The following is an 11,945-nucleotide window of genomic DNA, read 5'->3' as shown; positions in this document are numbered from 1 at the left end:
GGATAGGTCTCGACGTTATTCCAATACATATATTCACGACCGTTACGGTTCGTCCATTGCGTTTTACATGCTACGGTACATGTTTGGCACCCGATACATTTGTTCAGGTCCATTACCATTGCTAATTGTCTTTTAGACATTTATACCCCTTAATACTGTACGTCAGTTGCTTTTTCGTAGTTAACGGCGCCATCATATGCGTATTGGTTACCGTCCCAGAGACCACCGAATTTAAGGTGCCCCCATCCGTCTGCCATTTCAAGAAGGTTCAATGCCGTTGGTACAACTTCATTGTGCCCTTTGTTTTTCAAATACATGTACGGTTCCCATCCATGCTCTAATACGATACCATCAGCCGGAGCGGATGATGAAAGTTTCGCCATTGCATAGAACTCACCGAGAGCATTGAAAATACGGATCGTATCACCGTCTTTGATCCCTTTGGCTTCCGCAACCACACGATTGATTTGCGCTGCAGGAACCCCGCGTTGAAGACGCAATAACGTACGAGACGTTTTGTAGTTCGAGTGAATTGACCAGCGTGCATGCGGTGTCATGAACACATACGGATAGTCTTTCGACTGAGGACGAATCCCTTCCATACCGGTATTGGTTGCCGCGCCCATTTTGATGTACATCTCATGGTCAACGTAGAACGTTTGACGTCCGGATACGGTCTCAAGACGTTCCATTTTATACAAATGGTCTTCGTTCGAGTTGAATGGACGGTCAGAGTACAACGGTGAAGATTTTGCCGCTTTTTCATTGATCAGCAAGAATCCGCCCACTTTGTACATTTTCTCCATCGTCCACGGCTCATACTGCTCACATTTTTCCAATGCGGCTTGTACTGCCATTTTGTCGGTTCCGAGATACACTTCACCTGCACCCTCAGACTCAGCGTCGGTGTTTGTGAACTCTTTATGGAAAATCGTCAAATCATGGAAACCCGGTTTTGCGAATTTCGGATGATCTTTAACTTTTGCTTTATCGATATTCTCAGGACGGTTCGCCAACTCTTCCATTTTTTTAGCAAGGAAGGTAAACATTGACCATTCATCCATCGATTCACCGATGTTTTTGATGTTCGCAACCGGCTGAGCCAAGTTAGTGAAGCGGTGGTAACCCGGAGACGTACGAAGGTCATATACTTCATAGTGCGATTTCGCCGGAAGAAGGATATCGGCATATTGTGCCGCCTCAGACATACGGTAATCGACATACGCGTAGAATTTCGTTTTGTTCAAGAATGCTTTACGATACTCGTTCCCTTTGTTACGACGGAACTTAGAGTCGGCTACGATCAGGGCACAATCCGGCTGCCACCACGGTTTATTCACGTTACCGTGCTTAGACGCTTGGTTCACTTTGTCGTTTTCACCCGATTTGAGCATTTCACCCAATACAGCCATATACTCTTTTTTCGACATGCCGTTTTGAGCACGCTTGACATCTTCGTCACCGAAGTATTGATCAAATGTTTTCATCCCGTCACCGAATACGAACTCACCGACGAAACCTGATCCGAAACGGGCATTGTATTTACCGCTAAAACCGGACAATGCGCCAAGACCAGAGAGGGTAAACTCATTCTCCGTATTGATTCCGCCGTATGGTCCCATACGTCCCGTCAAACCACAGATGGAAGCAATGTTCCAGATGGTCATAACACCGTTGAAATATTTGTTCAACGAGAACCCGGTTGTGATTTCTACGACTTTAGGGATCGCGATATCGCGAGCAAGCTGACGGGTAGTATCAGGATGAACACCCGTTACTTCCTGGATTGCTTCAGGGCTGAATTTTGCCGCTGATTTTTTGAGCATTTCAAATACCGTTGTCACTTCACGTGTGTGACCGTGCATATCGGTAATCGTCCATGACCCTTCGAGTTCTGGAACGATACCGTGATCATCAAGACGCAATGATTTCTCGCTGCTTCCCTCAGTCCCCGGCATCAACGCAACTTTACCGGTTGCTTTATTCATACAATAGAACTCTTCATTGTATTTATGGTGATCTTCATCGTTCGCCGCGTGTTCCATATCGGAGCGACGGATCATTTTTTGCGTTTTGACATCTACCAAGAATGGCAAATCCGTCAATGTTTTGACAAACTCAGGTTTAAAGAGTTTTTCGTTCAAGATAACATTGATAACACCCATCGCAAGAATGTTGTCTGAACCTGCTTTGATCGGGATCCAAAGGTCAGCCGATTTAGCCGTTGCATTGAACTCCGGAGTAATAACGATGATTTTCGCACCGTTGTATTTCCCTTCCCATACGAAGTGAGCATCCGGGATACGAGAAACCGACGGATTTCCACCCCACATAACAGCCGTATCGACGTTATACATGAAATCCCATGTACAACCAAGGTTACCCTCACCGTACGCAATCGCCGCACCCGAGAACATGTCCCCGAGGTATGATGACGGATAAATACGGATCGCACCGAGCTGTGTCGAGAAGCGAAGCGGTGCCCCACGGCGGCCTTCGGTCAAAAGACCGGTTCCCGCGTGGACCATCAATTTATCCGGACCGCGTTCAGGATCGGTCATACAGTTAAAAATTTCTTGACAAACGGTCTCAGCCGCTTCATCCCAGCTGATACGTTTCCATTTACCTTCACCGCGTTCACCGACACGTTTCATCGGGTAAAGGATACGGTCTTTTTGGTACATTACTTGTGAGTGCTGAACCCCTTTGTTACATCCGCGTGGATTAAAGTCAGGGATTTTAGCGTTGATAACCGGATAGCGAGCCGATTGATTCTCACGGGTTACAACACCGTTATGAGACCAAACTTCCCATGCACAGTTACCTTGGCAGTTTACACAGTGATATGCAAAACCGTGTTCCTCTTTTTTACCATAGGTAAATGAGAACTCGTTACGGTACATATCTTCCGTATAGTTTGTATTCGGATAATTGCTTTTTCCGTTTTCAACTGAGATTACATTCGTTTTCGCGAAGAGTGACCCTTGTGAAGCCACTAGTGCGGCCGTCATCCCTGAAACTTTCAGGAAGTCACGACGTTGATTGTTCATTACTTTTGTCATAGTTATAGCCTTATCGTTTAATCGGAAGGTTCATGTCGTTACCCCAAACATCCCAGCTTCCAGTGAAGACTTTGACGTTTTTGTAACCCAACAATTGAAGCGCAGTGATATGTTCCGAACTTCGTCCCGCACCTACGTGACAGTATGCGTAAATCGTTTTATCTTTTGTAATTCCGTAGTTATCATACACTTTTTGAATCTCAGCCGCTGATTTAAACGAGAGTTTTTTCTCAGCATCCGAAATTTGGCTCCATTCGATAAACGTTGCACCCGGTACATGTCCGCCGCGCGCCACATTATCCATTTTACGCTCACCGACGATTTCGGCGATACCGCGAGAGTCAATAATAACGTATTTGGATTTTTTTCCGTTTTTCAGAATATCTTCCATGGCGTGTTTGACTTCGTTTTTGTCAGCGATAACATTCCATTTGATTTTTTTAGGATCAATTTTATAGGTTTTCGCTTTAACAACCTCATCCCCTTTTACAACAAGGAGACGTTTTTCAACTTCTGCCATTTTCGCACTGATGACTTTTGCATCTGCAGACGCTTTTGCAATCGTTGCATCCAAAGCTGCCTTATCCGCACCCTCTTTTTTCAGCGCCTCTTTAGCATCTTTTTCTGCTTTTTTAGCTGCTTTAAGATCTTTGTTCAAAGCATCGTACTCTTTTTGAGCCGGATCCGCCGCCATGATAGCCGCACGTCCGCCGTTGAGGACTTTTACATTTTTATGACCATAGCTGTCAAAAAACGAATAAACACCCGTCGCGTTCGGACCTTTAAAGTCATCGTATGCGATGACCGTCATATCGTTACTGATACCTTTTTTACCGATCGTTTGCTCAGCATCATCGATACAGCGATACAATGGCGCGCAGTGCATCTCTCCATCAATATCGGAATGGTGAAGGTGGTGAGCGTACATCTCTACCGACCCTTTGATGTGACCAAGTTTATAAATATCTTCGTTGTCACCCGATACGAACATCACTTTAGGATTACCAATAAGCTTGACCGCTTCTTCGGCAGAAATAAGGATACTGTTATCCTTATACCCATCGGCTGCCATTAATACAGTCGCTGCCGACAGTGATGCCGCAAAACATAACGTTTTTAGCAATCTGTTCATCCGTGCTCCTTCTTTATTTGTATATGCACAATACTAGTGCGTTTAATTAGGGAATTACCGCCCCCATTATAGGTGCACGACTCTTAATAAACGGTAAATACCTTTTTTGGATTTATGCAATGATTACAATTTGTTACATTGTTATCACAAAATTGAAGTTAAAGATGATTAGCTGTTTTTTTATGTTTTCTTATACAGCTTACCCTTTTTCTTCCCTTATAATTGATGATTAATACTTACGATTTAATCACTTTTTGCTAGTATGACGATTATTTTTATCACATATATTATAAGAAGGGAGCCCTATGAGCACCGAAATGATACAAAACGCTCTCGCGCAATCGGATACTGCAGCACTTATTGAATTGCTAGAAGATAAAAGCCTTCCAATCGAAGAGGTCAAAGCCATCTATGATGCCTTCAAAACCGACAAACTACTCGTCGGCCAAGTGGCTATGAACCTCTCTTTACGGACATCCGTATACGAACGCGAACGCGAATACAGCCCGATTATGGTGGAATTACTGATTGATATTGCCAGTAATCCGATCGACATGGGGGCACGCTGGGCCGTTGCCAAAAATCCCCATACGCCGGTCGAAGTACTTCGTCATCTTTCCAACGATCCCATCAACCTCGTACGTGCCCTCGTTGCCGCCAACCCCTCAACGCCGAGCGATGTATTGGAAAAATTCTTTAGCGATGAAAAAATTGTACGCGACGGACTTTCAGGCAATCCGAATACCCCTGCGAAACTCCTGAAAATTCTGACGGACGACAATGATAAAATGGTTCGGATGCGTTTGGCTGAAAACCGTGCCGCTCCGAAAGAGATTATCACAATGTTACTTAACGACACAGATCCCGACGTCACTAAAGCGGCACAGGCCAATCTGGGAGAACGTGGATGAAAAAGCGCCATTTTGAAGAGCGAAGCCAGTTTTTAACCCTCGAAAATCACTTCCTGAACACGTTTTTTTCCGGTCTCTATCTCAGCGCTGCCGATTTTATCGCTGTCGGCCGTACCAATGGATTGGATCTTCGAATGCACTCACGTGAAATGTTGATCAAAGATTTACTCAACGAATCCAATCAAGCCGGCACACTGAACGGGGTTATCGCTTCATTAAATGGACTTATTGACGAGCGTATCAGCACATGCCATCGCCTCAGTCTCGAATATCCGCTTGCCCGTGTACCCCTTGCCAAGTTGGCACAAAAAGCCAATGGGACCAAAGCGCTGTTAGCCCGCGAAGCGAGAGGAAACCCGTATGAACACTAAAGAACTGCAAGATACCCTGAACGCGTTCCCCTACCCGGGTCTTACCCGTACACTGGGCGAACTCAAACTGATCTCTGAAGTAAAAGTAACCGACGGTAACGCTAAAATAGAACTCCTCACCGTAAGCGATGATTCGTACCTTACCGTCAAATCCGCTATCGAGACAGCTTTCCGGGATCACTTCAAGACTCTCAATATTACCAAAAAAGCAATGGCACAAAAAGACACCAATTACGGAAACAGTGCCGCGCCGAATAACCGGGCACCCTACGCCGCAAATGTCATCGCCGTAACCAGTGGAAAAGGGGGGGTCGGTAAAAGTACGGTGAGTGTCAATCTCGCCATAGCCCTCGCTCAAAAAGGGTACAGGGTCGGGATTTTGGATGCTGACGTCTACGGTCCTAACATTCCACGCCTCACCAATACCGATCTCGAAAAGATCCGCTGGAATGATGAGAATAAAATCATCCCGAGCGAAAACTACGGAATCAAAATTATGAGCGTCGCCCTCACGACCCCAACTTCCGATACCCCACTCGTATGGCGCTCATCGGTTGCCGTATCGGCACTGATTCAGTTTCTCGAAGACGTAGAGTGGGGGGAACTCGATTTTTTAGTGATTGATATGCCTCCGGGAACCGGTGACATCCAACTCACGATGGCGCAAGAACTTCCCATTACGGCAGGGGTGATTGTGACCACTCCTCAGCTCGTCGCCAGCGATGATGTCAGCCGCTCTATTCGAATGTTTCAAGACATCCATGTCCCCATGGCCGGATTGGTGGAAAATATGAGTTATTTTGTTGCTCCTGATACCGGAACACGCTATGATATTTTCGGCAGCGGCGGCGGACAACGCCTTGCGGAACGCTATAACATTCCCCTATTGGGACAGATTCCTATTAACATGAATATCCGTGAGGGTTCCGACAATGGTGAACCGCCGATCGCTTTGGGAAGTGACGAATTAAAAAGCTATTATCGTGAGATCGTGGAGAATATGCTAAAAGCGGTGAAGTTTAGAGTGTAACGTCATTCCCGCGCAGGCGGGAATCCAGCTGGATCCCCGGGTCAAGCCCGAGGATGACGAGATAGATTTATTTAAAGATTTTCTTCAAATCAGCTTCGATAGCACCCGGTACGGTTGCAATCGTCATAAATTCTGTCATTGTAAGTAACGGATAACTGATTGCAATAAAATATTTTGCGCTCAGTGCTTTCGCTTTTCCATCTTCGATCAACACAGCCCATGGAAGCAATTGACCGTTTTGGGTTCCGATTTTTTTCACAAATCCGTTTGTTCGGCGATCCAAAGTTACGAATGCTACATACCGGTCGTTTCCTACTTTAACTACGGCAGTTGTCCCTTTGGCGTTTTGCGCTTTCGCTACCAAATCTGCCGTCGACCCTTCGCCTACAATCCCCATATCTTCATAGTACGGCATACCGACCATAAAATGGTATCCCGCCAAACCGTCAAATTCCCATTTATCCTTAGAGTCTTTCAAAGGACCGAATGCTTTTTCGAGTGATACCAATGCAGCAGATGCTGTTGCATGACTATACTCTTTTTGCATAAATGCTTTTCCGAAATAAACAGGATTGGCGATACTGACTTGATGGCGCTCATCATCGACCAGGATACGTCCTACTGCAGCAAGACCGCGAGTTGGTTTGTTTCCCATCGCTTTCATCGCAGCATTGGTATAGAGCACCGATGTACCGGCATCGGTTTTGTAAGTTCCAACCACTTCAAATCCAGCCGATGAGAGTTTAGATTTCGTACTCTCTACATCGCTGTAGGGTGCAATTTTATACGTCGCAACAACTTTTTCGACTTTAACGCCGGCTTCCGCTTCCGGAGAGACTCCCGCACATCCGCAAAATCCGATGACAAGTGCGCTCATTATGAGGGTATAGAATTTTTTCATTTCTCTTTCGCTCCCAATTCGGTCATGATTTTAATGATCTCTGCATCAAGCGCAGTGATTGAATCGTTCATCTTTTGATCTTTAATCCCCATAACCGCTGTCCATGTAGCAAGACGTGGCATACCGATCATCAGTTTGTTTGACCCTTTTTCAACATACATGTACATTGAACACGGTGCGAATGCTCCCGCATCCGGGCGTCCTTGGTTGAAAATTCCTTCAGAGAATTTGAAGTGGCAGAGGGAATAAACCCAATACGCATCAAAACGTCCAAATTCGATGTTCTTATCGGTCATAGAACCTTTGATATCTTTGTAACCGGCGATAATATATTGGTTTGCTTCGAATGCCTCTTCGAATTTACCTTGGAAATCGGCGATAAACCCATCCAAACTAGCCCCGCGCTCAAACGGAAGTTCAAAGGTCATCATCGGTTTTGCCGGAAGGGCGCTGTATTCAACGAATTGAACTTTGTTTCCGATCTCTTTTTCGATCATTGCATCGAGTGCAGGGAAAGTGGCAATAAATTTAGCACGTACATCGGCATCTTTCACACCCACAACATCCAGCATCGTTTCAGGAGTGACATGGCCGACATAGGTTTTATCTTCCGCTTGTTTTTTATAGATATGAAGATTAAACGGGCTGAATCCACCCAACGATGGTTCTTTGAGAAGCAAAGGCCCCACCGCTTCATCATTCATAACGGAGAAAAATCCAAGGTTATCGAGATTCGTTCCGCCGTATTTCGTTTTATATGCATCATTGATACGCTCATGCGGATCAGAGAGGACAAAACCGATAGAGTTGATTTTTTCGTTGACCATGGTCATATATTCTTTTTCTTTATCGCCATCGCCGATATAGAATTTTGCCCCTTGGGCACCAAACGCCATTGAAGCCGCAAGCGATAATGCCGCTGCACCGAGTAATAGTCTGTTAAACATAATAAATCCCCTTCTTAACTTATTGATTGTCGCAACGCCAATGCACTGCGAATTACTATTTCGAAAAATAGCACATTCCTCTGTTATTTTATCACAAGAGTATCAAATATTTCTTTTATGGACAAAATTGTGGCTGTTTCGATCTTGTTGGATTCCCTGCAACAAATACATGTTACTTTATGAAATACCCAAGGCTCTCAACCCTGCTTCCATGGATACAACACAATTAAAGCATAAGAATGTGAATCGATTGTGAATGGATGCCCAAGCGGGCACCGTTCTAGAAGTTTATCGTAAGCTGTGCGGTAATATTGGATTGCGAGTGTTTGGTAGTAATGCCGCTGAAACTCATCGTCTCTTCGGGCGCATAAACATAGGATGCATCTACCGACATCGTTTTGCTAAACGCATAGCTGCCCCCCACCGTATAGTGTGATTCGACGATCGCCGGGAATGCCAAGAGATTCAACTCATTGATCACCGTACCGTCTGTTTTTCCACTTTGGTCGCTGATCGGACTTTTTGCGTAGTTATACCCTGCACGCAAAGCCCAGTTATTTTGAGTGTACTGATAACCGATTGCGTACACATCCTGATTTTCCCAACCAAAATCACGGTACCCGGCGGCATCCGACCAGTTGATCCGTTTGTAATCAAGTGCCACCGCATGTCCGTCGGCTTGGTAGGCTACCCCAAATCCAAACTCTTCAGGACGTTCGAGATTATCGCTATAGGTTGCAGTTGCGCCGTAATCGCTCATCATTCGAGAGATTTGTCCTTTGTAGTTCATTTCGATAGGGGCTTTATACACGGCACCAAAGGTAAGGGTATCCACCGTATAAGCGGCACCAACATTATACCCGAGAGCCAAATCCTGAGCGGCCCCTTTGGTCGTACTGCCATCATAGCTGATATCCAATGCACCGTATTGGATAATCGGCGTAATCCCGAAGCTCATGGAACCCATTTGATACGCGATCGGCAAGCCAAACTGCATCATTTGCATATTGCTCGTCATATTGTCATTAAGATTCGTTCCGCGATAGTCAACCCCCATCCCGGCGGTCCCCCACATTCCGACCCCTAGATAGAGGTTATCACCCGCTTTCGAGGCAATCGCAATTGCCGGAGCCATGCTCAAATCAGCGTCGCTTTCAACACCATTGGTTTCAACGGAAGGGATCATCACCGTACCGCCAAAAGAGACTTCACTCGATTTGACCGATGTGATCAGGGCTGGATTGATCAATGCCGATTCAGCGCCGTGGCTTAGTGCGATCCCCGCACCCCCCATACCGCGAGTTTTTGCCCCAAGACCGATCAGTTCATCACCGTTGGTCGCATAAAGAGCGGTAGAGAGTGCGGTAATCACCGCAATCGATGTAACGTATGGTTGCATAATTTTTCCTTCTGTAAACGTATCACAAAAATGACACAAATACGACACCATAGCAAAGTTCAAATTTAAAAAAGGTAAGAGTACGAAGCTGTCTTAAAAAAAGGGGAGAAAAATTACAGGAAGTAACGGTTGAGCGGACGGAACCCGTCCCACTCAGTTAAAAGAAATTAGAATGCGAAGTTCACTTGGAAACTTAGAGCATCTTGAGAATGTTTTGTTGAGACGCTACTAGTTACACCGGTTGGATCTCCACCATTTGCATACGTAACAGCTTGCATCAACGCAGAGTTATCAAATGTTTCTGTAACTTCTGGAACATAGACATATGCAAGATCAATTGATGTCATTTTATTAAATGCATAGCTTGCACCAATAGTGTAGTGCTCTTCAACAATCGCAGGGAATCCAAGAAGATTTAACGTATTCAATACCGCACCATCATAATCACCTGGAGTCATCATACTTGCTGCACTTTTTGCTTTAATTGGGCTTTTTGCATAGTTGTAACCGGCACGTAATGCCCAGTTGTCTTGTGCAAATTGATAACCGATGATGTAGACATCTTGATCATCCCATCCAAAATCTTTATACCCTTTTGCATCAGACCAGTTAATGCGTTTGTAATCAAATGCAATTGTATTTCCACCGAAAGCATACGATGCCCCTACACCCATCTCAGCTGGCTGTTCCAAATGATCTGATAAACCTACGTTATTTGCTGTCGCAGGGTTTCCATCAATATCACCCAGATTAAACTGATCTGCAGCGCTTGAAATTTGACCTTTGTATACCATGTCGATTGCTGATTTATACGATGCACCAACAGTTAAACCTTCTTCACTAAATGCAACGCCAACGTTGTATCCATAACCGAAATCTTGAGCAACACCTTGAGTTTGACTTGAAGTAGCACCCGGCATCATTCCAGTCATATCATAGTTAATGTCCAATGATCCATATTGAAGGACTGGAGCGATACCAAAGCTGAATGCATCTACTTTATAAGCCAATGGAACAGCAAACTGCATCAACTGAAGATTCGTAACCATATTCATATTAGATGTATATCCAGTTGCATCACGATAATCTGTACCCATTCCAGCAACACCGAACATACCGACACCGACATAGAAATTATCGCTTACTTTACTTGCAATGGCTACTTCAGGGATAACGGAAAGATCCGCATCACTTGTTGAATACCCGGCACCCATATTTGTTGCAACATCTGGCATAAACACAGTACCGCCAAATGAAACTTCAGATCCTTTTACACTTGTAATCAAAGCTGGATTTGAAAGAGCCGTTTCTGCACCGTGGCTCATACCGATACCGATTCCACCCATACCGCGTGCTTTAGCACCCATACCGATCAAATGGTCTCCATTGGTCGCGAACGCCGATGTACCACTAAGAGCGAGGGCTGCAGCCACCGCGATTTTGATTGAACGTTTCATTAATTCTCCTCGATAAGTTTTTAAATTGAATCGGTAAACGATTCGTTAACAGCACTATTATAGGGGCGGTAAAATTAATCGAAACTTAATATGGAAAGTGCATATTATATATTTTTCTTATAATAGAGATCATATATGTAATACGACGAAGTAAAGGACACCGATAGTCACAATAGAACGTCAAATTTCCCATTTTTGCCCAAATATTAGGAGTTCTCTGAAAAAATATTAAGTTTTGTCCATTTCAAATTAACGTACAATTTTATCACACTGTGTCATTTTGTAACATGGTGCGTGACATTATTGTGATACGAAAGAGTATCTTAGAAAGAGAAGCGCGGAGGAAATATCCCGATAGTCATATCGTACAGCATAAACACTCCTAAAACAGCGAATAAAGCCCATAATGCTGACATACCAGTATTGAGGATTTGTGGGGAAATGGATAGTGAAAGTTGCCAATTGAGGGCTCAGAATAAATGCATTACTTCACTGTGTTCACAATGACGGATATGGCGACATTTGGTCATCCTGAACTTGATTCAGGATCTAGGTTATGCAAGAAATCTATTTATTCAGAGTTGTAAATTACATTTGAGTTTTACTGTATTTAGAGAAGAATTTATTTGTGATTGCTTGAATTGGGATTGTATTAAAAAGAGGAGAGTAAAAATCTGAGAGCCAGGCGGCGACCTACGTTTCCACACCTGAAAGATGCAGTATTATGAGCGATGA

The 11,945-nt window shown here is 44.5% G+C and carries 10 protein-coding genes; 3 read left to right on the top strand and 7 right to left on the bottom strand.

Going from position 1 to position 11,945, the window contains the following annotated elements; all coding sequences use genetic code 11:
• The 3 genes from WB308_RS06055 to WB308_RS06045 form a co-directional block, all read right to left on the bottom strand.
• Nucleotides 1-140, bottom strand: a 140-nt coding sequence (locus WB308_RS06055; RefSeq protein ID WP_424189980.1) for a 4Fe-4S binding protein, incomplete at its 3' end; no start/stop codon positions are given.
• A gap of 9 nt (nucleotides 141-149) precedes the next feature.
• Entirely contained in the window at nucleotides 150-3,062 is a 2,913-nt protein-coding gene (locus tag WB308_RS06050) for a molybdopterin-dependent oxidoreductase (RefSeq protein WP_424189978.1), read from the bottom strand.
• Between the two features lie 10 nt (nucleotides 3,063-3,072).
• Nucleotides 3,073-4,194: a sulfurtransferase gene (locus tag WB308_RS06045; RefSeq protein ID WP_424189976.1), complete on the bottom strand. Its 1,122-nt coding sequence runs from the start codon at nucleotides 4,192-4,194 to the stop codon at nucleotides 3,073-3,075.
• Between the two features lie 305 nt (nucleotides 4,195-4,499).
• Here WB308_RS06045 and WB308_RS06040 point away from each other — a divergent pair, with 305 nt between their 5' ends.
• Genes WB308_RS06040 through WB308_RS06030 form a run of 3 tightly spaced genes read left to right on the top strand, consistent with a single transcriptional unit; the run spans nucleotide 4,500 to nucleotide 6,506 of the window.
• Nucleotides 4,500-5,105: a hypothetical protein gene (locus WB308_RS06040; protein ID WP_424189974.1), complete on the top strand. Its 606-nt coding sequence runs from the start codon at nucleotides 4,500-4,502 to the stop codon at nucleotides 5,103-5,105.
• Nucleotides 5,102-5,476 (top strand): hypothetical protein, encoded by a 375-nt coding sequence (locus WB308_RS06035; protein ID WP_424189972.1) that lies wholly within the window; start codon nucleotides 5,102-5,104, stop codon nucleotides 5,474-5,476. The genes WB308_RS06040 and WB308_RS06035 overlap by 4 nt, the downstream gene beginning before the upstream one ends.
• Entirely contained in the window at nucleotides 5,466-6,506 is a 1,041-nt protein-coding gene (locus WB308_RS06030; RefSeq protein WP_424189970.1) for an Mrp/NBP35 family ATP-binding protein, read from the top strand. The genes WB308_RS06035 and WB308_RS06030 overlap by 11 nt, the downstream gene beginning before the upstream one ends.
• A 67-nt stretch (nucleotides 6,507-6,573) precedes the next feature.
• On the opposite strand, the gene WB308_RS06025 is transcribed toward WB308_RS06030, so the two are convergent.
• From WB308_RS06025 to WB308_RS06010, 4 genes are all read right to left on the bottom strand, one after another.
• Nucleotides 6,574-7,383: a hypothetical protein gene (locus WB308_RS06025; protein WP_424189968.1), complete on the bottom strand. Its 810-nt coding sequence runs from the start codon at nucleotides 7,381-7,383 to the stop codon at nucleotides 6,574-6,576.
• Nucleotides 7,384-7,403: 20 nt separating this feature from the next.
• Nucleotides 7,404-8,354 (bottom strand): hypothetical protein, encoded by a 951-nt coding sequence (locus tag WB308_RS06020; protein WP_424189966.1) that lies wholly within the window; start codon nucleotides 8,352-8,354, stop codon nucleotides 7,404-7,406.
• 280 nt (nucleotides 8,355-8,634) lie between these two features.
• The gene (locus WB308_RS06015; protein ID WP_424189964.1) at nucleotides 8,635-9,753 is read right to left on the bottom strand and encodes an OmpP1/FadL family transporter; all 1,119 of its coding nucleotides are present in this window, start codon (nucleotides 9,751-9,753) and stop codon (nucleotides 8,635-8,637) included.
• A 167-nt stretch (nucleotides 9,754-9,920) separates the two neighbouring features.
• Nucleotides 9,921-11,210, bottom strand: coding sequence for an OmpP1/FadL family transporter (locus WB308_RS06010; RefSeq protein ID WP_424189962.1), 1,290 nt, complete (start codon nucleotides 11,208-11,210; stop codon nucleotides 9,921-9,923).
• Nucleotides 11,211-11,945 lie beyond the last annotated feature (735 nt).

The organism is Sulfuricurvum sp. (assembly GCF_049587615.1).
Taxonomy (GTDB): Bacteria; Campylobacterota; Campylobacteria; order Campylobacterales; family Sulfurimonadaceae; genus Sulfuricurvum.
This window is presented reverse-complemented; position numbering and strand designations above follow the sequence as displayed.

Coding starts and splice junctions, on each gene's coding strand:
- WB308_RS06050 (WP_424189978.1), bottom strand. CDS start 3,062: ATGACAAAAGTAATGAACAATCAACGTCGTGACTTCCTGAAAGTTTCA.
- WB308_RS06045 (WP_424189976.1), bottom strand. CDS start 4,194: ATGAACAGATTGCTAAAAACGTTATGTTTTGCGGCATCACTGTCGGCA.
- WB308_RS06040 (WP_424189974.1), top strand. CDS start 4,500: ATGAGCACCGAAATGATACAAAACGCTCTCGCGCAATCGGATACTGCA.
- WB308_RS06035 (WP_424189972.1), top strand. CDS start 5,102: ATGAAAAAGCGCCATTTTGAAGAGCGAAGCCAGTTTTTAACCCTCGAA.
- WB308_RS06030 (WP_424189970.1), top strand. CDS start 5,466: ATGAACACTAAAGAACTGCAAGATACCCTGAACGCGTTCCCCTACCCG.
- WB308_RS06025 (WP_424189968.1), bottom strand. CDS start 7,383: ATGAGCGCACTTGTCATCGGATTTTGCGGATGTGCGGGAGTCTCTCCG.
- WB308_RS06020 (WP_424189966.1), bottom strand. CDS start 8,354: ATGTTTAACAGACTATTACTCGGTGCAGCGGCATTATCGCTTGCGGCT.
- WB308_RS06015 (WP_424189964.1), bottom strand. CDS start 9,753: ATGCAACCATACGTTACATCGATTGCGGTGATTACCGCACTCTCTACC.
- WB308_RS06010 (WP_424189962.1), bottom strand. CDS start 11,210: ATGAAACGTTCAATCAAAATCGCGGTGGCTGCAGCCCTCGCTCTTAGT.